Origin of the sequence: Mycobacterium sp. 050134 (assembly GCF_036409085.1) — a bacterium.
Lineage (GTDB): Bacteria > Actinomycetota > Actinomycetes > Mycobacteriales > Mycobacteriaceae > Mycobacterium.
The window spans coordinates 177,338-197,987 of record NZ_JAZGLV010000007.1; the positions used below are offsets into that span (position 1 = coordinate 177,338).

Consider the following 20,650-nt stretch of genomic DNA (forward strand, 5'->3'; position numbering starts at 1 on the left):
ACGACCCGCCGCTGATTGGGTTCCCCAGCCCGACGCAAGGGCCACCGACGAGGCACGCCGACTCCCCAGCCCCGCCACAAAATTGGTGCACCGACGTCAACTGCCACCGATTACGCTTGATGAGCACTGAAGCGTTGACTCGCTCCCGCCCCATGCAGTAGAGCGCAAAACACCAGACCGGAAGGACATCACCGTGTCGTTTATTCCAGTGGCAGCTCAAACGCTCGCCGCGATAACAGGCCTCGGCGTCGGTCTCGCGAACCCCTGGACGGAGTCTAGGACTAGCGAGAGTGACGCTGCCGTTATGGCTAATGGTATGGCCGATGCCGGCTCGGTGATAATGCTTCTGGGGCCAATTGCTAAATATACGGGGGTCAGAAATCTGGCAGCCGCAAACTGGACCCGAATTGCGCCCGATTTGAACGCATCTAGCTGGGGCATAGATCTCATATCATGGACTTACGTCGCTGTCGAATTCTTGAATTTGACAACTGGCTTCATTCCACCCTACGAAGGCGCCGGTCTAAATACTGGTTCGAAAACATTCGCGGAGCTGTCCCAATTGCTGCGCTCGGCGGTCCCGGGTGAGACTTGGGATGGTTCGGGTTCAGATGCTTACGCCCAGCTCAGCGCGACGCTGCAGCAGCTAGCGGTGACTGCAGCAGAGTTGGACGCCAAGTTTGCCGATGCGGTCGAGGATCAAGCCAAATGGATCACCCATTACCGGCTGGGCTTCGGGTTGCTGAAAGACCTTCTTGTTGCTGCAATGGTTATTGAATGGTTGCTGACCTATCTGGAGCCTGGACCCGCCGGCCAGCTGAAGGCGAAGGCCTTCGCCGTCGCCGTCGCGGTCGCGGGGATCGCGACTGCCACCGGCTTTATTGCCACGCTGGTGGCTTGCTCGTTTGATGCCAGGGCAAAAGCGGAAGACTTGACCAACCAATACCGCGACCTTCTACCCCAGATTGATCAGAAGGGTCGGTTGGCTCAACCGTCGGTGGCTAATGCCGCCGAGTCGGCGGTCTCGGACTTTGAGGGTATTTCGAACAGTATGTCTGGTAGCGCCGGTTCAGCCCCGTCGCCGCGGGCGTTCCGGGCGGCCCAGGGCCCCGCCGCCTACCGCACCAACACCGACGACACCGCAGCCCAAACAACCCCGTCGACGACTACCGCCGCGGCCGGAATAGCCTCGTTTGCCCTACCAACCGTCACCATGCCCACCCTGGCTCAGGTGACCACGATGTCTGGGCAATCCGCCCGGATCTCCGGCCAACTCGCCCAGCACGTGAACCTGTTCAACCAAGCCATGGGACAAGTCCAGCAGATCGCCCAAATGGCCCAACAGAACCAGCCCGCACCACCGCCTGCCCCCGACGCCGAGACCGCCACCGACGTCAATGCCGAGACCGGTGAGGACACCGACGCGGCGGCCGGTAGCCCCGACGGCCAACGCGCACCGGTCGCACAAACCGCCCCCGGCACCCCACCGGCACAGCCACGCGGCGAGCAGATGTTATGAGCCTCCTGGGCGCCGCACCAGAACACTGGTTAACCACCAGCCACAAGAGATGAGAAGGGAAACAGTCGATGGCTAATCTCAAGGTCGATCCCACCACGCTGACCGGGTTGGCGAAGATTCAAGACGACGCCGCCAAGCAGGCCGGGACGGCCGCCGAAGCGGCCTCAAACCTGGAGGTCCAGGTCTGGGTGAGCCACGGTGTGGTCAGCGCCGCCTCGAATATCGGTTTCACCGAAGCCGAAGCGGCGCGCCGTGCGGTGGGCGAAGCCATTCAGAAGTCCTGCGGGCAGCTCGCCGACAAATTACGCACCGCCGCCGCCGTTTACACCGGCACCGACGAACAGTCGGCGAGCAACCTCGACCGCCAAGTCCTCGACCGCTGACCGCCAACCAGTAGCACCGGTCCAATCTCGCCCACCGGCAGACATCGAACGCCACGCACTACAACAGCGCTCAGCCTCTTCGCCTCCACGCATCTCACACAGCAAACGGCCGCGCGCAGCAAACCAGCAAGGAGCACAGAATACGGGCAGCCCACCGGTTCCGTTTAGCGTGGCAACGTCGACGCTGGGAGCGAGTTTCGTTTGACACCCAACTCGCTTACCGGCGGCCGTCCGTTACTGGACGATGGAAACCCCCGAGTCGGCAATCAACCCGCACCTCCGGCGACCCGCTAACGGACGTGGCGTGTTCCCACTGAATGAGCTCAACCAGTTCTAGAGTCCTGTGGCCCGATGTCGGGCCGGAAGGGACGATGAAACGTATGGCTGGCCGGAAGCGGCATTCCGCAGAGGACATCGTGCGCAAATTGCGCCGCGCGGACGAGCTGACTGCGGAGGGTAAGACCGGCGAGGAGATCGCCGCTGAGCTGGAGGTGTCGCCGGCGACGTTGTACAACTGGCGCCGCTCCTACGGGGGGATGGACACCGACGCGGCCAAGGAACTCAAAGAGCTGCGCGAGCAGAACGCCCGACTCAAGCGGCTGCTGGCCGAGGCCGAGCTGGTCAAAGACGCGTTGCGGGAGGTCGCCACTGGAAAATTCTGAGCCCAGCTGCTAAGCGCCGCGCCGTCGATATGCTCACCACCACGTTGGGCATGTCGGAACGGTTGGCATGCCAAGCCGTTGAGCTGGCCCGCTCCACCTGCCGCCGCCTTCCACAAGCACAGACCCCCGGTGATCCCGACACCGAAATGCGGGCCTGGCTTCGCGCCTACGCCACCAAACACCCCTGTCACGGGTTCCGGCCGTGCGTGGGCGGCGTTGCGCTACGACGAGCGCCGTGAGGTCAACAAGAAGAAGGTCCATCGTCTGTGGCGCGAGGAGGGCCTGCAGGTGCGGGTGCACAGTCCGCGCACGCGAGCCGGGGTGTCGTCGATCCCGCCGGTCGTGGCCGACGCCGCGAACGTGGTGTGGGCGATCGACTTGCAGTTCGACTCCACCATCGATGGCAAAGCCATCAAGATCGCCTCGATGATCGACGAACAGACACACGAGGGTGTCGCTGCTCAATCTCGTCGAGCGGTCGATCACCGCCGACAGACTGGTCGTCGAACTCAAGAAGGTGTTCGCCTCGGCGGGCGGGCCGCCGAGGGTGTTGCGGATGGACAACGGGCCGGAGTTCATTTCGCAAGCGCTGCAACAGTTCTGCGATGGAAAGACGGACATGTCGTATATCCCGCCGGGAACGCCGTGGAACAACGGACACATCGAATCGTTCAACAACCGACTACGCAAGGAGTGCCTCAACCGCAACCACTGGAACACACTGCTGGAGGCCCGGGTGGTCATCGGCGACTTCAAGGAGGAACACAACCACCGACACCGCCACTCAGCGCTCGGCTACCGCACGCCCGCCGAGTACGCTGCCGTCTGCAGGTGCACCCCCAACCCGATGGCCTGCAGCATCAACTGAATCTGGATCAAACCAAACCCGACTCTAGAAGCCGGTGGACTCAGAAACGGGGCCTCGCCACCTCGGGCGGCGCCGTCGCCGGATCCGCCAATGCGCGCACAATGCTGAGCCAAGTCGGGGCCACAACGGAATGTATTGCCGATGGAACGCTGGTTCAGCCCAACCGGTGTGACCTGACTTTTATCAAACTCGTGCGTAGGTATTGGGAGGACCCGTTTGGTGGTCCAGTAGCTATGCGAACTTGGGGTTGGTGGGTCGTGGTCCACTGTCGAGCGAACTCGGCGGGGGTGGCTTCGTCGTGGGCGGCGTGGGGTCTGTTGGCGTTGTAGTCACGGCGCCAGTCCTCGATGATCACGGACACGCGACAGATGTTGTGCAGATACTGCAAATTACGCCCGTGACCTTGCTCCCCCGCCTGGACTCGAACCAGGAACCTATCGGTTAACAGCCGAACGCTCTGCCAATTGAGCTACAGGGGATGAACCCGATCGCGGGACGACTCTAGCGTACTGGCATACCCGAACCCAAGTAGGGACCAGCACCTTCGGCGCAGCTAGCCGCGGCGGCCGAGCGCCCACCCCGCGCCGTGAGGCAGGATGGACCCATCGATCGTCGGGAGGAACGCTTTGATCCGGTATGTCGTGGTGCTTGGACTGGGGTACGTGCTGGGCTCGAAGGCCGGGCGGCGCCGCTACGAGCAGATCGCCGGCACCTATCGCGCGCTGACCAGCAGTCCCGTGGCCAAGTCGATCCTCGAGGGTGGCCGCCGCAAGATCGCCAACCGCATCTCCCCCGACGCGGGGTTCGTGACGGTGGCCGAGATCGACGACCAGACGGCCGTCATGGACCGAGGTGGCGCGGAGCGGGCCGCCGAGCCGGCCCTCACGCCGTCAGATCGTCGCCGCTAGCCTGCTCGAGCAGGCTGCGCCGGTAGGCCTCCATGGCGACCAGGTCGCCGAACAGTGCGTGATATTCGTCGCCCTGCTCGATCGGCGACATCCGTTGCAGCTTTGACTTGACCTCGGCGATCTGCCGGCCCATCCAGACCTCCTGCAACCGGGCCAGCACGCCGCCGATGTAGCGCGGCAGCTTCTCGTCCTCGACGGCGACGGCTTCGACCCCGAGCTCGCTGATGAGGCCCGCCGTCAGCTCCGACCCGGCGTTCCGCCGGACGGCGTCGATCCACTCGGCCCCGGTGACACCGGTCGACGTCCCGCCGGCGGCCTCGATGGCCACCCTGACGGCCGCGTAGCCGGGATGGGTGAAGCTCTCGGCGGTCAGGGTGTCGAACACGGGGCCGGCGAAGGCAGGGTATTGCAGCGCCGACTTGAGCGCCTCCCGCTGCGGCCAGAGGGTCGGGTCGCGCGGGTCGGGGCGCGTGGCGGCGGCCTTGGCCGGGGACGCGGGCTCGGCAGGGACCGCTCTGGCGGTAGCGGTCATCCGCCCACGCCCGCCCAGCTGAGCGGAAGCCTTGGGTTTCTTGGCCTCTTCGCGCACCCGCCCAATGACCTGCGCGACATCGTCCCAGCCCACCCAGCCTGCGAGCTGGCGCGCATACTCGTCGCGCAGCGTGGGGTCCTTGATCTGGCCCACCATCGGGACGCAGCGGCGCAGCGCGGCGACCCTGCCCTCGGCGCTTTCCAGGTCGAGTTCGGCCAGCGCGGTGCGAATGGCGAACTCGAACAATGGGGTTCGCCGCGCCACCAGGTCGCGCAGCGCGCCGTCGCCCGACTTCAGACGCAGGTCACACGGGTCCATGCCGTCGGGGGCCACCGCGACGAACGACTGACCGGCCAGCTGCTGCTCGCCGCCGAACGCCTTGAGCGCGGCCGCACGGCCGGCCGCGTCGCCGTCGAACACGTAGATCAATTCGCCGCGGAAGAAGCTGTCGTCCATCATCAGTCGTCGCAGCATCGCCAGGTGCTCGTCACCGAAGGCCGTGCCGCAGGACGCCACCGCGGTCGTGACCCCGGCCAGGTGCATCGCCATCACGTCCGTGTAGCCCTCGACGACGACGGCCTGGTGCCCCTTGGCGATGTCGCGTTTGGCCAGGTCGATGCCGAACAGCACCGACGACTTCTTGTACAGCAGGGTCTCCGGGGTGTTGACGTACTTGGCTTCCATCGGGTCGTCGTCGAACAGCCGCCGCGCCCCGAACCCGATCACCTCGCCGGCCGAGGACCGGATCGGCCACAGCAGCCGCCGGTGGAACCGGTCCATGGGGCCGCGGCGGCCTTCGCGGGACAGGCCGGCGGCCTCGAGCTCCTTGAACTCGAAACCCTTGCGCTGCAGATGCTTTGTCAGGGAGTCCCAGCCCGACGGCGCGAAGCCGCAGCCGAACTGCCGGGCGGCCTCGGCGTCGAAGTTGCGTTCGGTCAGGTACTGGCGCGCCGGCCCGGCCTCGGCCGATTCCAGCGCCGCCGCATAAAACTCCGCCGCGGCGGCATTGGCCGCGACGAGCCTGCTGCGGCTCCCGCGGTCGCGCTGCACGCTGGTGCCCGGGCCGGTGTAGCTGATGGTGTGGCCGACGCGGTCGGCCAGCAACTCGACCGCCTCGACAAAGCTGACGTGCTCAATCTTCTGAACGAACGCGTAGACGTCGCCGCCCTCGCCGCAGCCGAAGCAGTGGAAGTGGCCGTGGTTCGGGCGGACGTGAAACGACGGCGACTTCTCGTCGTGGAACGGGCACAGGCCCTTGAGCGAGTCGGCGCCGGCGCGGCGCAGCTGGACGTAGTCGCCGACGAGGTCCTCGATGCGGACCTGCTCGCGGATGGCGGCGATGTCGCGATCGGGGATCCGGCCGCGGCCGCCCGCACGGCCGGCATCCCGTGCACCCGCCGGACTCGACATCGGCTCAGTCTAGATCGCGTCGAGCGGCTAGCCGGTGCCGATTACGCCGCACGCCACCCGTTCCAGTGCGCCGTCGGTGTTTTCGATGCCGTGCAGCATCAACGCCGTCTTCGTGCCGGCCAGCAGGTCGTCCCGGGTGAACGCGTCGGTGGTGGTGACCAGGTAGCCCGACCCGTCCTGGCGCACCTCGAGCGCGGTCAGGTCCCCGCTTTCCGGCATGCCGGTGTGTCCGGGCGCCTGGTAGTGACCGCCGGCCGACAGGAAGTTGCCGGGGGCGCCGCCGTTCGGGGCGACCGAGTTGGGCTCGCACTTGCCGATCTGGTGGACGTGCAGGCCGTGGAAGCCGGGCGCCAGGATTCCGGCGGCCACCGTCTTGACGGTGACGGTGACGTACCCACCGGTGAAGTCGAAGGTCGCCGTGGCGACGTCGCGGCCGTCGGACGCCTTCAGCTGCGCGGACAGCGATCCGCCCGCGGGCGACGGGCTCGAGGCCGCCTCCGACGAAGCCGGCGCGGCGCTCTTCACCGAGGGCGTGGTGCCCGGCTGGCTGCTCGCGTGCTGCGGTGAACTGCAGGCGGTCAGGGCGACGACGGGAAGCCCCGCCGCCAGAGTGGCCATTCTTCCCAAGCCGCTGAACTTCATCATGCCGGGCAGCCTATCCCGCGGCGCCGACGGCACCGCCACGATGTGATGATTTCGCGGCCGCCCGCCCGCTAGGAAGAAGCCTCGCGGGCGTCGATGCGCTCCAGCCGGCCCTCGGTGTAGGAGGCGATCTGGTCGACGACGGCCCGCCACCGGGCGCGATCATCGGCCGCGGCGGTGAACGCCGCGGCGAACACCGGGTCGAGCGTCCCGGGCGCCCCGGCATACAGCCACTGGGCCACCCCGTGGATGCGGTCGCGCTGCCGCGCCTGCGTCTCCTTGTGCCGGGGGTCGCTCATGATGAACTGCAGCGCCAGGATCTTGAGCAGGGCGACCTCGGCGCGCACCAGATCCGGCACCTGCAGGTCGGCGCGGTACCGGACGAGCGGCCCCGGGCCGGCCGATGCCCGCGTCGTCGCGATGGCGGCCGACGCGAATCTGCCCACCAACTCGCTGGTCAACTGCTTGAGGGCCACCGAGGCGGTCAGCGTGGCGTCGTATTTGCCGACGGCGGCCACCACCGGTAATCCGGACAGCCGCCGGGCCGCCGCCATGAAGTCGTCGGCACTCACCCGGGAGAACTCGCTCTCCCCCAGCTTGGCCAGCGCGGCCACCTCGTCGTCGTCGGCGAGCACCCGCAGGTCGATGCGCTGGGAGACCACGCCGTCTTCGACGTCGTGCACCGAATAGGCGACATCGTCCGCCCAGTCCATCACCTGCGCCTCGAGGCAGACGCGCTCCGCGGGCGCGGCGCGGCGCACCCAGGCGGCCGGCTCGCGGTCCTCGTCGTAGAAGCCGAACTTGAGCCGCCCGCCGATCTTCCCGTTGTCCGGGGCCTGCCCGCGGGTCCACGGGTACTTGGTGACCGCGTCCAACGCCGCGCGCGTCAGGTTCAGACCCACGCTATTACCTTGAGCGTCAAGCACTTTGGGTTCGAGACTGGTCAGTATTCGGAAGTTCTGCGCGTTGCCCTCGAACCCGCCATGGCTGGCGGCGACCTCGTCGAGCGCGCGTTCGCCGTTGTGCCCGTAGGGCGGGTGCCCGATGTCGTGGGCCAGCCCCGCCAGCTCGACCAGGTCGAGGTCACAGCCCAGCCCCACTGCCATGCCCCGCCCGATCTGGGCCACTTCCAGGGAGTGCGTCAACCGGGTGCGAGGGGTGTCGCCCTCCCGGGGCCCGACGACCTGCGTCTTGTCGGCCAGCCGGCGCAGCGCGGCGCTGTGCAGAACCCGGGCCCGGTCCCGCGCGAAGTCCGTGCGGTGCTGACTTTCCGTGCCCGGCAGGCCCGCAGTCTTCGGCGCTTCGACCACCCGCCGCTCACGGTCGAAGTCGTCGTAGGGGTCCCGCGAAATCGTACTCACCGACGCACAGTCTGCCAGGGAACCGCGGCGGGGTTCGGCTTGTCCTGACGCCGCCGAGCGGCGCGCCGGGGCGGGTCTAAATTGGGCTCATGCGCACTGCCCGCCTGCTCGGCGCGATCCTGACGGTTCTCACCGTGGCGTTGCTGGTGGCGCCTGGCGCGAGCGCCCAGCCTCCGCTTCGGCTGGCGGACTACATCACCGACAACGCCGGGGCACTGTCGGGCTCGGGCCGCGCGGCAGTCACCTCGGCGGTCGACAAGCTGTACTCCGACCGCCACGTCCGCCTGTGGGTGGTCTACGTCGACGACTTCTCCGGCGACAGCCCGACCGGCTGGGGCATGCGCACCAGGGCGATGAGCGACCTGGGTGACTACGACGCGCTGCTGGCCGTGGCCACCACGGCTCGCGCCTATGCCTTCCTGGTGCCGTCCGCGGTCAAGAGCGTCAACGCCACGCAGGTGGATGATCTGCGGCGCAACAAGATCGAGCCGGCGCTGCACAACGGCGACTGGAGCGGCGCGGCGGTCGCGGCGGCCAGCGGCCTCGACCCCTCCTCCCACTCCTCGGCCCCACTGGTGCTGCTGGCCGCGCTCGGCGTCATCGGTGTCGCCGTGGTCGTCCTGCTCGTTGTCATGCGCTACCGCCGGCGGCGGCGTCGCGTCGCCGCGCTGGCCGCGGCTCGGCGGGTGGACCCCACCGATGCCACCGCGCTGGCGGCGGTGCCGATGGAGACGCTCGAGGATCTGTCCCGGTCGATGGTGGTCGAGGTCGACAACGCCGTACGCACCAGCGCGAACGAACTGGACCTGGCGGTCGACGAGTTCGGCGCGGGGCGGACGCAGCCGTTCACCCAGGCCGTCGACAACGCCAAAGCCGCGCTGTCGCAGGCGTTCACGGTGCGCCAGCAGCTCGACGACGACACCCCGGAGACCCCGGCGCAGCGTCGGGAGCTACTCACCCGGGTGGTGGTGTCGGCCGCGCGCGCCGACCGCGAACTGCACGCCCAGAGCGAGGCGTTCGAGCAGCTGCGCGACCTGGTGATTAATGCCGCGTCGCGGCTTGACGGGCTGACGCAGCAGTACGTGGAGCTCACCGCGCGCGTCGATCCCGCAACGCAGCGCCTGACCGACCTGCACAACGAATTCGATTCCGCCGCACTGGCTTCCGTCTCTGGCAACGTCACCGCCGCGAAGGAGCGGCTGGCCTTCGCCGACCGCAACATCGCCGCGGCCCGGGAGTTGGCCGGCCAGGCCGTGAGCGGCAAGCAGAGCGCACTGGTGGACGCCGTGCGCGCCGCCGAATCGGCGTTGGGGCAGGCGCGTGCGCTGCTCGACGCCGTCGACAACGCCGCCGCCGACATCCGGCACGCCGTCGACGCGCTGCCCGCGGTGCTGGCGGACGTCGAGGCGGGGATCACCCGCGCGGACGAGTTGCTGCGCAAAGCCGCGAACACCAAGGCGGCGCGCGGCGGCGACCTGGCCGCCGCCCGCGAAGCGGCAACCAGGGCGCAGGACGCCGCGCGGGCCACCGGGTCCACCGATCCGCTGGGCGCGTTCGGCCAACTGACCAAGGCCGACGCCGACCTCAACCGGATCTTGGCCGTGCTTGCCGAAGAGCAGGCCAGCGCCGAACGGCTGCGCCGGTCCTACGAGCAGGCGCTGTTCACCGCGGACTCCCGGGTGCGCGCGGTGTCCGACTACATCGACACCCGTCGCGGCAGCATCGGCCCGGAAGCGCGCACCCGGCTCGCCGAGGCCAGCCGGCACCTGCGGGCCGCGAAGGACCAGGGCGAGACGAACCTCGGCGAGGCGATCTCCCACGCCAATGCGGCGTCGACGCTGGCCGCCCAGGCCCAGTCCCTCGCCAATGCCGATGTGCAGGCGGCGCAGCAGGCCTTCGCGGGGCGCGGGGGCGGCGACATGGGGGCGATGCTCGGCGGCATCATCATCGGCGACCTGCTCAGCGGCGGTATGCGGGGCGGGTTCGGCGGCTGGAGCCCGACGTCGTTCGGGGGCTCCGCGGGCGGATCCGGCGGCGGCATGATGGGCGGCGGCATGATGGGCGGCGGCGGCCGCTTCTAGAGCTCTCTGAGGGCTTGTCACGGCTCGCGAGAGTGCGCAGATGTACGGGCCCGGCGGCGTGTCGGTGTGCAAACACGCACGCTCGCGGGATTAAAAACCGGGGCCGCACACCGATCGGTGTGCGGCCCCGGGTAAAGCGAAGCGGTGTCAGGCCCAGCTGGACCCGACGGCGCTGTCAGTGCTCGCCATGTTGCTGCCGGCGGTCTGCACCTTCTGGCCGTGGGAGTTGGCCTGCTCGTAAATCACCTGGAAGTTACGACCCAACTGGGTGATGAACTCCTGGCACGCCACCGAACCGGCGCCACCCCAGAAGTCACCAGCAGCCAGCACATCGCGAACGATGGCCTGGTGCTCGGCCTCCAACGACGCAGCCTGCGCACGGATCAAGGCGCCGTGGGAGTCCACATCGCCGAACTGGTAGTTAATGGTCATGTCTAGCTCCTTTTCAAGTAGTGGACGGTAGCCGGTACTAGCTGCCGAGGATCTGCTGCGAAGCCTGCTCTTGCTGCTCGTAGTTGTTCGCGTCGCGGACCAAGCCGTCGCGAACCCCATGCAGCATGTTCACGATGTTGCGGAAGGCCTGGTTAACCTGCCCCATCGTGTCGTAGGAGGTCGCCTGCGCCTGGCCGCTCCACCCGGCACCGGCGATGTTCATCGACGACGCCCACATCTTGCGAGCCTCGTCCTCCACCGTCTGCGCATGAACCTCGAAACGACCCGCCATCGCCCGCATCGCGTGCGGGTCAGTCATAAAGCGTGTTGCCATGGTGGCTGTCTCCTTCTGGATTGATTACTTGGACTTGTACAGATTGATGTCGTGATAGCCGGCGCGGGGACTTAACCCGCCGCCGGAGAATGGGGAACGATCCTGCTGGTCCGAGGCAAGTCGAAGCGGGGCTCGGGTTCGGGCTCCCAGCCGCCCCATTCGGCCTGCTCGGCCCATTCGTCGATCGCCTCTTCGGGCTCGTTGGTGATCAGGCCAGGGACGGGCTCGGCCACAGAGTCGGCCTCCGCGCCGTCTTCCGGCGCCCAGTGGTCGTAGTCGTCCGGCGGTACCACCACACCCCACTTGAGCGGGACGGACAAGCCGCCAAGCATCCCCGACTCACCGCGAGCCGCCGCTACCGAATCGTCTGGCAGCGGCGAACCGAGAGGGAGTAACACCTTGCCCCCTTCCACACCCGATTTGATCTCGGACCCAGCGACGACTCAGTCGCCACCGACCACTGTCGAATCGTAAGTCAACGCCGGGCACATTGTCCGGGAATCTCCGATTTCGCTGTATCCGGCGCGAAGCGCTCGAGACGGTCGACGGGCCGCCAAAACGCCGAAGGCGCGGGTAACACCGGAATCCCCCGGGGCGTTACCCGCGCCTTGAGCGGTTGATCAGGCCCAGCTGGACCCGACGGCGCTGTCGGTGCTCGCCATGTTGCTGCCGGCGGTCTGCACCTTCTGGCCGTGGGAGTTGGCCTGCTCGTAAATCACCTGGAAGTTACGACCCAACTGGGTGATGAACTCCTGGCACGCCACCGAACCCGCGCCACCCCAGAAGTCACCGGCAGCCAGCACATCGCGAACGATGGCCTGGTGCTCGGCCTCCAACGACGCGGCCTGCGCACGGATCAAGGCGCCGTGGGAGTCCACATCGCCGAACTGGTAGTTAATGGTCATGTCTAGCTCCTTTTCAAGTAGTGGACGGTAGCCGGTACTAGCTGCCGAGGATCTGCTGCGAAGCCTGCTCTTGCTGCTCGTAGTTGTTCGCGTCGCGGACCAGGCCGTCGCGAACCCCGTGCAGCATGTTCACGATGTTGCGGAAGGCCTGGTTGACCTGCCCCATCGTGTCGTAGGAGGTCGCCTGCGCCTGGCCGCTCCACCCGGCACCGGCGATGTTCATCGACGACGCCCACATCTTGCGGGCCTCGTCCTCAACGGTCTGCGCGTGAACCTCGAAACGACCCGCCATCGCCCGCATCGCGTGCGGGTCAGTCATAAAACGTGTAGCCATGTTGCCTTTCTCCTTTTTCTTGTTGGTCTCGACGCTCGACAGGCTGTCGAAAGTCTTGGTCAGGATGTTTTTGGTGCGGTGGTGGCCGCGACACGGAATAGATTACGGCCTACCGGTTAATTGGTCGCCTCAAATGGATGACATATCCCCGTTGATTTTTGTGGTCAGACGACGACCTGCTTGGGCATGACGGTGGGCTTGAACCCGTAGCGCGGTCCCGCGTAGGCGCCCGCGGCGCCCTTGGCGGCGCCCGCCATTCCCGGCATGCCCGGCATCGCCGTGACCGGCTCGGCGGCCTCGGAGGCGACCGTCCAGCCCGAGCCCTCCAGCGGGGCGGTCGAGGAGGCCAGGGTGGCCGGCGCGGCCGCGGACCAGCCGGCGGGGACCGAGAGGCCGCCGACGGCGGCCGACTCGCCCAGCGCTCCGGCGACGCCCGCCCCGCTCACCGAGTTCACCAGGGCGCCTTCGCCGATGATCGCACCGCCCGCCAGGGGGGTGACCGAGTCGGCGGCCGCGGCGGCCGGCGCGGCCGCCGCGAGGGTGTGGCCCAGCGATACGGCCGTCGGGATCGTGTTCATGACGAACCACGCCGCGGTGTTGACCGCACCGTTGACGACGTTGAACAGCGCCGGCGTGCCGAGCAGGCCGTCGATGCTGGTCTCCAGCGGCGTCAGGCCGAGCGCGTCGATCACGGCCTGGATGCCCTGGCCGATGTAGCCGCCGTTCAACAGCGAGGTCAGGTTGTTGATGATCCCGTCCAGCGCCGAGGCCGCCGGCGCGGCCGACGCGTTGGCGAAGGCGGCGGAGACCGCGGTGCCCTGGGTGGCGGCGGCGGCCGGGCTGGCGGTCGACGCCGCCGGCGCCAGCGGCTGCAGCACCCCGGAGGCCGTCGAGGCGGCCGCGTAGGTGTACATCGTGATCGCGTCCTGGACCCACATCTCGGCGTACTGCGCCTCGGTGGCCATGATCGCCGGCGTGTTGATGCCGAGGAAGTTCGTCGCGACCAGAGCCGCCAGCAGTGACCGGTTGGCCGCGATGACCGGCGGCGGCACCGTCGCGGTGAACGCGGCCTCGTACGCGGCCGCCGATGCCGCGGCCTGCGCGCCCGCCTGCTCGGCCGCCGCGGCGGTCGTGGTCAGCCAGCTGACGTACGGCTGGGCCGCTGCGGCCGCCGCCGCCGAACCCGCGCCCGTCCACTGCTCGCCCGTCAGCGTGCCGATGATCGACTCCCAGGAGGTCGCCGTGGTGCTCAGCTCGGCGGCCAGGTTGTTCCACGCCGTCGCCGCCGCCATCAGCGGTCCCGATCCGGAACCGGCGTACATCAGGCCGGAGTTGATCTCGGGGGGCAGGCCTGCAAAATCTAAAACCATTGGTGTTCAGTCCTTTTCGTCCGAATCCACTGTTTGCTGTAGCTAAGTGCGCCGGTCGCCTAGACGGCCTTGACCTTCGGCATGACGATCGGCTTGACGCCGTAGCGCGGCGCGCCGAAGCCGGCGCTGTTGCGCGCGGCCGCACCCATGCCGGGCATGCCGGGCACGATCGTGCCCGGGCCGGCCTGGGGGGCCGCGGCGGTCCAGCCGACGGTCTGCGCCGCGGTGGCGGGGCTGACGCTCGAGGTGAGGGTGCCGGCCCAGCTCGGCGGCGCGGACAACTTGCCGACCATGGTCGCCTGGCCCATGCCGGCGACCGGCATCGCGCCCATGCCGCCCATGGGCGCCGTGTAGCCCACGGCATCCGCGGCGCCCGCCGCCGCGGCGGCGTCACCGGCGGCCGCGGCGGCGTCGCCGGAGTCGGCGGGCAGCAGACCGCCACCGGCCATGCCGAGCAGGTCGGACGCCGCCGACGCCCAGTTGCCACCGCCGATGTTGAACATGTTGGCGAGGTTGCTGGAGAGGCTGGTCGGCAGGCCGTTGGTGCTGGCGAGCGGGCCACCGATCAGCGTGCCCAGCTGGTTGATGATGTCGACCGGGGTCGCGGCGACGACGTTGGCGGCCTCGGTGTCGGTGTAGGTGCCCGAGCTCAATCCCAGGGTGCTGACGAACTGCTGCTGGATGGCCTGCGCCTCGGCGGCGATCTGCTGGTACATGCTGCCGTAGCCCGAGAAGAGCGCCGCCTGCAGGGCCGAGACCGAGTCGGCGGCCGCCGGCGCGACCGCTGTCGTCGGCGCGGCGATGCCGGCGTTCTGCGCCGTCAGGGAGGTGCCGATTGCCTCAAGCTGCTGCGCTGCGGCGAGCAACTCTGCAGGGATTGCTGTCAAAAATGACATCTACTGCTCCTAGTGTTCGGAAATACCGGTCCACCTGCGGTGGATCGAACCTGTGCGTTGGCGTAACGGGCCCTGTGTGTTGGCGGTAAGGCTAACTAGCCACGGCTCCACATTCCCGACGGAACGGGCTAGGGTGACGGGCGTTTACGGTCTTTTAACGAAGTGGTCGGCAGTTTTAACGAGGTCCTGCCGGCTGACATAGTGTTGTCATCTGAGATCGGGCGGCGAGGCGCCCCTTGGGCCACGGCGTGGGCATTCTAGGCTACGTGCGCCCCGGGCGCATCCCGAGAATTTCGGCGCTTTCGGGCGGGATGCGGTGGCCCGAGTCCCGTCCGCGCGCGCTACATTCGCCGCCGGGCCCCCATAGCCCAATTGGCAGAGGCAGCGGACTTAAAATCCGCCAAGTGTCGGTTCGAGTCCGACTGGGGGCACCGGTATCTTGCCGCGATCGCGGCGACAGACGGTTCGCCGGCATGCCCCGATGAATCCTCGCTACTGATCACCGCTGAACGCTGTCGCCGGCCACCGGAGGCCCCTCGCCGGACCCGCCGCGATCGCGGCGCGCGCAGTAAGTTGGTCGGTCAGCACGCGCATGCCACCGCGAAGGAGTCAACGCCGAAGTGACCGACGATCCGCGCGGCGACGGCGTCTCCCGTCAATACGACCGGTGGCAATACCCGCCACCGGTGACCGACCTCGAGACCTGGACCAAGAACCACTGGGACTGGTTCGACCCGTTCTGGGCGCACCGAGTGCTGTGGCCGGACCGGGTGTACCGGCCGGACCTGGACATCCTGATCGCAGGCTGCGGGACCTACCAGGCGGCGGTCTACGCCTTCATGAACCGCGCCGCGAAGGTGGTGGCCATCGACGTCAGCCGCGCCGCGCTGGATCATCAGCAGTACTTGAAGGACAAGCACGGGCTGGCAAACCTCGAGCTGTGGCTGCTGCCCATCGAGGAGGCGTCGGCGCTCGACCGCGACTTCGACCTGATCGTGTCGAGCGGCGTGCTGCACCACCTCGCCGACCCGCTGGCCGGGCTCACGGCGCTCGGCGAACGCCTGCGGCCGGACGGCGCGATGGGCCTCATGCTCTACGCAAAGTACGGCCGCATCGGCGTCGAGATGCTCGCATCGGTGTTCTCCGACCTCGGCCTCTCGCAGGACGAGGCGTCGGTCGAACTGGTCAAGGACACGATCGCCGCGCTGCCCGCCGACCATCCGATTCGCGGCTATCTGAAAGTGGCGCACGACCTGCTGACCGACGGCGCCGTGGTGGACACCTTCCTGCACGCCCGCGAACGCAGCTACACCGTCGGCGAGTGCCTGGACCTCGTCAACGCGGCGGGGCTCGCCTTCCAGGGCTGGTTCCACAAGACGCCGTACTACCCGCACGATCTGCACGCGCCCGCGGACCGGCTGCGGGAGGCGCTCGACCGCCTGCCCGAGGCCAAGCTCTGGTCGGTGATGGAGCGCCTGCAGCCGGCCAATGCCACGCACTTCTTCATGGCCTGCCGCCCGGAGCGCCCCAAGGCGGGCTACATGATCGACTTCTCGACCGCCGAATCGCTCGATTACGTCCCGCTGGCCAGGACGGCGTGCCTGCTGTCCGGCGACGAGATCTTCCTGCCCGGCGCCAAGTTCAAGATGAGCCCGGCCCAGCTGCCCTTCCTCCGGAACGTCGACGGCAAGCGCAGCATCCGCGAGATCGTCGACCGTGTGGCAGATGCCGCCGCGGTCGCGCCCGAAAACCGGGCCGGCCTGTTCGAGTTCGGGCGGCAACTCTTTCAGTCGCTCTGGCGCCTGGACTTCGTGGCCATGGCGGTGGGCGGGAACTCGACCGGCTAGGTCGCCACGCGGCGCCGGTCGCGCCCGCTGGGTCATCCAGCGCGGCGACGGCGTGGTCGGCCACCCCGGCCCGCAGGGCGTTCGCGGGCAGGTCTGGATACAGCGCATCGGTCGGTTGCTGGACCACCGTCGTCCCGCCCTTGGACTTGATGGCCCGCAGTCCGGCCACCCCGTCGTCGAGCAAGCCCGACAGCAGGACGCCGATCGCGCGGTGCCCGTAGTCGAGCGCGACCGACCTGAAGAGCGCGTCGATCGACGGGCGGTGACCGTTTTCCCACGGGGCGTCCGACAGCGCCAGCCGGTGGCCCCGCGCCAGCAGGTGACGGTCGGGCACCGCGGCGTAGATCCGGCCGCGCTCGAGGACCGCGCCGTCGACGCCGGCGTCGTCAAGACCGAACTTTTCGGTCGCCTCGTCACGGTGCTGAGACGGCTGTGGGTCGCGACGTTCGCCGCCATGACGATGGTGTCCGCGATCCCGCCGATCGCACTCCATCCCGGTCTCACGCCGGCCACCCCGCTCGACGCGAAGACCCCCGTGTCGTTCGTCTGCTACTGGGTGATCCCGTTTGCCCTGTTCGGATTGGCGGCGGTCGCGTCGCGTTTGCTGGCCGACCGGATGCCCGCCGGAATCGACGACGTGGCACGCGAAACGTCTTTCGTCGCTTACGACGAGGCCACCATCGACGAGCTGTACTACCTCGCCCAGGAGCACGCCAACCGCGATGTGGGCCCGGGCAAGGAGGCGTACAACGTCAAGGTAGGGGCATGGGAACCCCCCTGACCGGCGACGAGTCCCGCAAGTCCTGGCCCTCCACCTACAAGGTCCGCGACAGGCGGCGCTGACGGGTTACGTTGGTTCGGGCGGGGCGAATCCTGGACTGGCCGCACGCGCTCCGCATCCGTCGTGGCCAGATCTAAGGAGCAGCGTGAACGCAGTCAGCCCGGACGCCATCCGAGCCGAGACGGTCGGCATCACCGGCTACGGCGGCGACGACATCGAGGCATATCAGGCGACACCGCTGGCGGAGGGATCCCGCGGCGGGATCGTCTGGATCCACCACATGCCCGGCTACGACCGTGAGACCAAGGAGTTCGTCCGCCGCCTCGCGGATACCGGCTACCACGTGGTCGCCCCGAACCTGTATTCCCGCGAGGCCCCGGGCGCCTCGCCCGACGACGCCGCCGCCGCGGCGCGGGCGGCCGGCGGCGTGCCCGACGAACGGCTGGTCGGGGATGTCGCCGGCGCCGTCGAGCAGCTGCGTTCGCTGCCCGGGGCGAACGGCAAGTTCGGGGTGATCGGCCACTGCTCCGGCGGCCGACACGCATTCCTGGCCGCGTGCTCGCTGCCGATGGACGCCGCGGTGGACTGCTACGGAGGCTTTGTCGTCGAGCAGCCGCCCGAGCAGGCGCCCCGGGCCATCAAGCCTATCCTGCATCTGGCGCCCGGCCTGAGCTGTCCGCTGCTGGGCCTGTTCGGCGTCGAGGACAAGTTCCCCGCGCCCGACGCGGTGGCGACGCTGGATGCCGAACTGACCAAGCTGGGCAAGCCCCACGAGTTCCACTCGTACGACGGCGCGGGGCACGCGTTCTTCTCCGTCGACCGGCCGGTGTACCGCGTCGAGGCCGCGGCGGACGGCTGGCGCCGCATCGACGAGTTCTTCGCCATCCACCTGAAAGGCTAGGCACCGGCAATGTGCACGCATCTCAGCGAACACGTCGACATCGAGGGCAGCGGCAAGGGCGCGACGGGCTGGTTCGGGGCCAGCCGCGCGACGGTGTACGTCGACCACCCCGTCCACGCCCCCTACGCCCACACCGTCAACATCGACGTCATCAACCCGCAACTCGGCCCGTCGGCGCGGGTGGCTCTCGAGCTGACCGAGGAAAGCGCCCTCGCGCTGGCCGACGCCATCCGCACGGCGATCGGCCACGCGCCGGCCGGGCTGGCATCCCGGGATCAGTAGGCGACCGATGCCCTCCGAACAGGACTACCCCCAGGCGGCCGCCGCCCGCGGCCGGATCGAGCCCGCGCCACGGCGGGTGCGCGGCTATCTCGGTGACGCGCTCGTCTTCGACACCGTCGCGGCCCGTTACGTGTGGGAGGTGCCGTACTACCCGCAGTACTACGTGCCGCTGGCCGACGTCCGGCCGGAGTTCCTGCGCGACGAGAACCACCCGCAGAAAGTCCAATTCGGCCCGTCGCGGCTGCACTCCCTGGTGGGCGCGGCGGGAACCTACGAATCCGCCGCGCGGGTGTTCGACGCCGACGGCGACGGCCCGCTGGCGGGCACCGTGCGGTTCGACTGGGAGCCGCTGCGGTGGTTCGAGGAGGACGAACCGGTCTACGGCCACCCGCGCAACCCTTATTCGCGGGTCGACGCGCTGCGTTCGCACCGGCACGTCCGCGTTGAGCTCGGCGGTATCACCCTGGCGGACACCGGATCTCCGGTCCTGCTGTTCGAAACGGGTTTGCCGACAAGGTATTACATCGACCCGACCGACGTCGCCTTCGAGCACCTGGAGCCCAGCCCGACGCAGACGCTGTGCCCGTACAAGGGGGTCACGTCGGGATACTGGTCGGTGCGGACGGGCGCGACCCTGCAGCCGGATCTGGCGTGGACCTATCATTACCCGCTTCCGGCGGTCGGCCAGATCGCCGGCCTGGTCGCGTTTTACAACGAAAAGGTCGACATCACCGTCGACGGTGTCGCACAGCCGCGACCGCAAACGCACTTCGGTTAGCGGCATCACTTTTCGTCCATAAGACCCTCGCTCGGAAACAGGAGCGAGGGCTGCACACGCACTAATGACTCATGACACTGGCTCCCCGGGCCGGTTGCCGGGGGCGGCAACGTTCCCGGCGAACCGTCGCAACCAGGCGAACCACTCGGGCATGCCGTCGCCGGTGCGGGCGCTAACGGGCAACACCGTCGCGGTCGGATTGATCTTGCGGACCTGCTCGACGTATTGGTCGACGTCGGCATCGAGGTAGGGCACCAGGTCGACCTTGTTGAGCAGCACGAGGTCGACCGAGCGGAACATCACCGGGTATTTCAGCGGTTTGTCTTCACCCTCGGTGACCGAATACACCATCACCTTGGCGTGTTCACCCACGTCGAACTCGGCGGGGCATACCAGGTTGCCGACGTTCTCGATGATCACCAGGTCCAGTTCCGGCAGCTCGAGGTCCTGTAGTGCCCGGTTGACCATCGGGGCGTCCAGGTGGCACTCGCCGCCGAACCCGTTACCGGTGTTCAACAGGGCCACCTGTGCACCGCGGCCGTGCAGCTTGACCGCATCGAGATCGGTGGCGATGTCGCCTTCGACGATTCCGATCGCCAGCTCGCGCGCAAGCTCGTCCAGGGTGGCGGCCAGGATCGTGGTCTTGCCAGATCCCGGTGAGCTCATCAGGTTCAGGGCGCGTATGCCGTTGCTTTCGAACGCATGGCGGTTGATGCCCGCGCGCAGGTCGTTCTCGGCGAAGATCGACTCCAGCACCTCGACGCGCTGTGGACCCGTGCCGTACCCGCTGTGGTCACCGTGCCCGTGCTCGTGGCCCTCATCGTCGTGCTCGTGCTCGTGCTCGTGCTCGTGCTCGTGCACCGTGCCGTCGTCGTGGCGGTGGAATCTGCCCATCAAACCTGACCTTTCGCGGGCCGCTGGGAAGTCACGACACCTCGACCGAGGTGACCAAGAACTCGTTGCCGCGCACGACGTCGACGTCGGCGCTGTCGCATCCCGGGCAGCACACCGACCACCGGGACTCGATCCGCGCCCGCCGCGCGCAGGCGCGGCACATCACCTCCGCCGGCACCAGATCGAGTTCCAGCCGGGTGTCGGCCATGTTGTCGTCAAGGTGCTGGGATACCAATCCCCAGCAGAATTCCAGGGACTCGGGCACCACCTGGCGCAGCGCGCCCACCTGGACGTGGATGACGTCGACGTGACGACCGGCCGCGTGGGGCTTCACCACACCGGCGATGGCATGACACAGCGACAACTCGTGCACTACACCATGCTGCACCGCCGACGCCATCGGTGTCGCGAAACGTGAGCGTGAAAAAACGCAGAATTTGTGTGCGAAATTGTGATTGTCGACGCATCGCGGGCGGTCTAGCCTGAGCGAGACCGCCCGCGCCGCCGGCCCATAGGCGCGAGGGTCGATC

The 20,650-nt window shown here is 68.2% G+C and carries 20 protein-coding genes, 2 tRNA genes and 4 pseudogenes; 11 read left to right on the forward strand and 15 right to left on the reverse strand.

Translation table 11 applies throughout. The features are described from left to right. Positions 1 to 304: 304 nt before the first annotated feature. The 3 genes and pseudogenes from SKC42_RS10440 to SKC42_RS10450 all read left to right on the forward strand — a co-directional run bounded on the left by SKC42_RS10440 (position 305) and on the right by SKC42_RS10450 (position 3,432). On the forward strand, positions 305 to 1,519 hold the full coding sequence (locus SKC42_RS10440) for an EspA/EspE family type VII secretion system effector (RefSeq protein ID WP_330964230.1): 1,215 nt from the start codon (positions 305 to 307) through the stop codon (positions 1,517 to 1,519). Positions 1,520 to 1,587: 68 nt separating this feature from the next. Beyond that, positions 1,588 to 1,902: an ESX-1 secretion-associated protein gene (locus SKC42_RS10445; protein ID WP_330964231.1), complete on the forward strand. Its 315-nt coding sequence runs from the start codon at positions 1,588 to 1,590 to the stop codon at positions 1,900 to 1,902. A 380-nt stretch (positions 1,903 to 2,282) separates the two neighbouring features. Continuing rightward, positions 2,283 to 3,432: pseudogene (locus SKC42_RS10450) on the forward strand (IS3 family transposase). Positions 3,433 to 3,673: 241 nt separating this feature from the next. Here the strand turns inward: SKC42_RS10450 and SKC42_RS10455 are convergent. Further along, a pseudogene (locus SKC42_RS10455) lies at positions 3,674 to 3,790 on the reverse strand (integrase core domain-containing protein); the annotation flags it as partial. 48 nt (positions 3,791 to 3,838) lie between these two features. Next, positions 3,839 to 3,911, reverse strand: a tRNA-Asn gene (locus SKC42_RS10460). A 147-nt stretch (positions 3,912 to 4,058) separates the two neighbouring features. Here SKC42_RS10460 and SKC42_RS10465 point away from each other — a divergent pair. Further along, a complete protein-coding gene (locus SKC42_RS10465; protein WP_330964316.1) occupies positions 4,059 to 4,340 on the forward strand; it encodes a hypothetical protein in 282 nt (93 codons plus the stop codon). On the opposite strand, the gene dnaG is transcribed toward SKC42_RS10465, so the two are convergent. The 3 genes from dnaG to SKC42_RS10480 form a co-directional block, all read right to left on the reverse strand. Further along, positions 4,315 to 6,282 carry a DNA primase gene (dnaG, locus tag SKC42_RS10470; protein ID WP_330964232.1) on the reverse strand — a complete coding sequence of 656 codons (1,968 nt, stop codon included), beginning with the start codon at positions 6,280 to 6,282 and terminating at the stop codon, positions 4,315 to 4,317. The two genes, SKC42_RS10465 and dnaG, sit on opposite strands and share 26 nt — an antisense overlap. A 27-nt stretch (positions 6,283 to 6,309) precedes the next feature. After that, positions 6,310 to 6,927 (reverse strand): superoxide dismutase[Cu-Zn], encoded by a 618-nt coding sequence (sodC, locus tag SKC42_RS10475; RefSeq protein WP_442932086.1) that lies wholly within the window; start codon positions 6,925 to 6,927, stop codon positions 6,310 to 6,312. 68 nt (positions 6,928 to 6,995) lie between these two features. Further along, entirely contained in the window at positions 6,996 to 8,285 is a 1,290-nt protein-coding gene (locus SKC42_RS10480) for a deoxyguanosinetriphosphate triphosphohydrolase (RefSeq protein ID WP_330964233.1), read from the reverse strand. Positions 8,286 to 8,374: 89 nt separating this feature from the next. Between SKC42_RS10480 and SKC42_RS10485 the strand changes: the two genes are divergently transcribed. Next, the gene (locus tag SKC42_RS10485) at positions 8,375 to 10,366 is read left to right on the forward strand and encodes a TPM domain-containing protein (RefSeq protein WP_330964234.1); all 1,992 of its coding nucleotides are present in this window, start codon (positions 8,375 to 8,377) and stop codon (positions 10,364 to 10,366) included. 147 nt (positions 10,367 to 10,513) lie between these two features. On the opposite strand, the gene SKC42_RS10490 is transcribed toward SKC42_RS10485, so the two are convergent. The 7 genes from SKC42_RS10490 to SKC42_RS10520 all read right to left on the reverse strand — a co-directional run bounded on the left by SKC42_RS10490 (position 10,514) and on the right by SKC42_RS10520 (position 14,637). Next, positions 10,514 to 10,798, reverse strand: a complete 285-nt coding sequence (locus tag SKC42_RS10490; protein WP_085254792.1) for a WXG100 family type VII secretion target — start codon at positions 10,796 to 10,798, stop codon at positions 10,514 to 10,516. Between the two features lie 37 nt (positions 10,799 to 10,835). Continuing rightward, positions 10,836 to 11,132 (reverse strand): WXG100 family type VII secretion target, encoded by a 297-nt coding sequence (locus tag SKC42_RS10495; protein ID WP_330964235.1) that lies wholly within the window; start codon positions 11,130 to 11,132, stop codon positions 10,836 to 10,838. Between the two features lie 71 nt (positions 11,133 to 11,203). Then, on the reverse strand, positions 11,204 to 11,464 hold the full coding sequence (locus SKC42_RS10500; RefSeq protein ID WP_330964236.1) for a hypothetical protein: 261 nt from the start codon (positions 11,462 to 11,464) through the stop codon (positions 11,204 to 11,206). A gap of 288 nt (positions 11,465 to 11,752) precedes the next feature. Continuing rightward, entirely contained in the window at positions 11,753 to 12,037 is a 285-nt protein-coding gene (locus SKC42_RS10505; protein ID WP_085254792.1) for a WXG100 family type VII secretion target, read from the reverse strand. A gap of 37 nt (positions 12,038 to 12,074) precedes the next feature. Continuing rightward, a complete protein-coding gene (locus SKC42_RS10510) occupies positions 12,075 to 12,371 on the reverse strand; it encodes a WXG100 family type VII secretion target (RefSeq protein WP_330964235.1) in 297 nt (98 codons plus the stop codon). Between the two features lie 164 nt (positions 12,372 to 12,535). Then, the gene (locus SKC42_RS10515) at positions 12,536 to 13,741 is read right to left on the reverse strand and encodes a PPE family protein (protein WP_330964237.1); all 1,206 of its coding nucleotides are present in this window, start codon (positions 13,739 to 13,741) and stop codon (positions 12,536 to 12,538) included. Between the two features lie 59 nt (positions 13,742 to 13,800). Beyond that, complete coding sequence (locus SKC42_RS10520; protein WP_330964238.1) at positions 13,801 to 14,637, reverse strand: PPE family protein, SVP subgroup; 837 nt, start codon at positions 14,635 to 14,637, stop codon at positions 13,801 to 13,803. A 357-nt stretch (positions 14,638 to 14,994) separates the two neighbouring features. Here SKC42_RS10520 and SKC42_RS10525 point away from each other — a divergent pair. Both SKC42_RS10525 and SKC42_RS10530 read left to right on the forward strand, forming a co-directional pair. Beyond that, positions 14,995 to 15,068 (forward strand) — tRNA-Leu (locus tag SKC42_RS10525). Positions 15,069 to 15,257: 189 nt separating this feature from the next. Next, on the forward strand, positions 15,258 to 16,484 hold the full coding sequence (locus SKC42_RS10530) for a class I SAM-dependent methyltransferase (protein WP_330964239.1): 1,227 nt from the start codon (positions 15,258 to 15,260) through the stop codon (positions 16,482 to 16,484). A gap of 94 nt (positions 16,485 to 16,578) precedes the next feature. Here SKC42_RS10530 and SKC42_RS10535 read toward each other — a convergent pair. Then, positions 16,579 to 16,977, reverse strand: a pseudogene (locus SKC42_RS10535) (chemotaxis protein CheB); the annotation flags it as partial. Here SKC42_RS10535 and SKC42_RS10540 point away from each other — a divergent pair. From SKC42_RS10540 to SKC42_RS10555, 4 genes and pseudogenes are all read left to right on the forward strand, one after another. Next, a pseudogene (locus SKC42_RS10540) lies at positions 16,867 to 17,327 on the forward strand (hypothetical protein); the annotation flags it as partial. The pseudogenes SKC42_RS10535 and SKC42_RS10540 overlap by 111 nt on opposite strands. 83 nt (positions 17,328 to 17,410) lie before the next feature. Then, complete coding sequence (locus SKC42_RS10545) at positions 17,411 to 18,166, forward strand: dienelactone hydrolase family protein (RefSeq protein ID WP_330964240.1); 756 nt, start codon at positions 17,411 to 17,413, stop codon at positions 18,164 to 18,166. 9 nt (positions 18,167 to 18,175) lie between these two features. Further along, entirely contained in the window at positions 18,176 to 18,448 is a 273-nt protein-coding gene (locus SKC42_RS10550; protein ID WP_330964241.1) for a DUF6295 family protein, read from the forward strand. Positions 18,449 to 18,455: 7 nt separating this feature from the next. Then, a complete protein-coding gene (locus SKC42_RS10555; protein WP_330964242.1) occupies positions 18,456 to 19,226 on the forward strand; it encodes a DUF427 domain-containing protein in 771 nt (256 codons plus the stop codon). Positions 19,227 to 19,295: 69 nt separating this feature from the next. Here SKC42_RS10555 and hypB read toward each other — a convergent pair whose 3' ends face one another. Both hypB and SKC42_RS10565 read right to left on the reverse strand, forming a co-directional pair. After that, on the reverse strand, positions 19,296 to 20,120 hold the full coding sequence (gene hypB, locus SKC42_RS10560; RefSeq protein WP_330964243.1) for a hydrogenase nickel incorporation protein HypB: 825 nt from the start codon (positions 20,118 to 20,120) through the stop codon (positions 19,296 to 19,298). Between the two features lie 31 nt (positions 20,121 to 20,151). After that, complete coding sequence (locus SKC42_RS10565; RefSeq protein ID WP_330964318.1) at positions 20,152 to 20,493, reverse strand: hydrogenase maturation nickel metallochaperone HypA; 342 nt, start codon at positions 20,491 to 20,493, stop codon at positions 20,152 to 20,154. Positions 20,494 to 20,650: the final 157 nt, after the last annotated feature.

Coding starts and splice junctions, on each gene's coding strand:
- SKC42_RS10485 (WP_330964234.1), top strand. CDS start 8,375: ATGCGCACTGCCCGCCTGCTCGGCGCGATCCTGACGGTTCTCACCGTG.
- SKC42_RS10510 (WP_330964235.1), bottom strand. CDS start 12,371: ATGGCTACACGTTTTATGACTGACCCGCACGCGATGCGGGCGATGGCG.
- SKC42_RS10515 (WP_330964237.1), bottom strand. CDS start 13,741: ATGGTTTTAGATTTTGCAGGCCTGCCCCCCGAGATCAACTCCGGCCTG.
- SKC42_RS10550 (WP_330964241.1), top strand. CDS start 18,176: ATGTGCACGCATCTCAGCGAACACGTCGACATCGAGGGCAGCGGCAAG.
- SKC42_RS10520 (WP_330964238.1), bottom strand. CDS start 14,637: ATGTCATTTTTGACAGCAATCCCTGCAGAGTTGCTCGCCGCAGCGCAG.
- dnaG (WP_330964232.1), bottom strand. CDS start 6,282: ATGTCGAGTCCGGCGGGTGCACGGGATGCCGGCCGTGCGGGCGGCCGC.
- SKC42_RS10440 (WP_330964230.1), top strand. CDS start 305: ATGGCTAATGGTATGGCCGATGCCGGCTCGGTGATAATGCTTCTGGGG.
- sodC (WP_442932086.1), bottom strand. CDS start 6,927: ATGATGAAGTTCAGCGGCTTGGGAAGAATGGCCACTCTGGCGGCGGGG.
- SKC42_RS10490 (WP_085254792.1), bottom strand. CDS start 10,798: ATGACCATTAACTACCAGTTCGGCGATGTGGACTCCCACGGCGCCTTG.
- hypB (WP_330964243.1), bottom strand. CDS start 20,120: ATGGGCAGATTCCACCGCCACGACGACGGCACGGTGCACGAGCACGAG.
- SKC42_RS10495 (WP_330964235.1), bottom strand. CDS start 11,132: ATGGCAACACGCTTTATGACTGACCCGCACGCGATGCGGGCGATGGCG.
- SKC42_RS10445 (WP_330964231.1), top strand. CDS start 1,588: ATGGCTAATCTCAAGGTCGATCCCACCACGCTGACCGGGTTGGCGAAG.
- SKC42_RS10555 (WP_330964242.1), top strand. CDS start 18,456: ATGCCCTCCGAACAGGACTACCCCCAGGCGGCCGCCGCCCGCGGCCGG.
- SKC42_RS10500 (WP_330964236.1), bottom strand. CDS start 11,464: ATGCTTGGCGGCTTGTCCGTCCCGCTCAAGTGGGGTGTGGTGGTACCG.
- SKC42_RS10505 (WP_085254792.1), bottom strand. CDS start 12,037: ATGACCATTAACTACCAGTTCGGCGATGTGGACTCCCACGGCGCCTTG.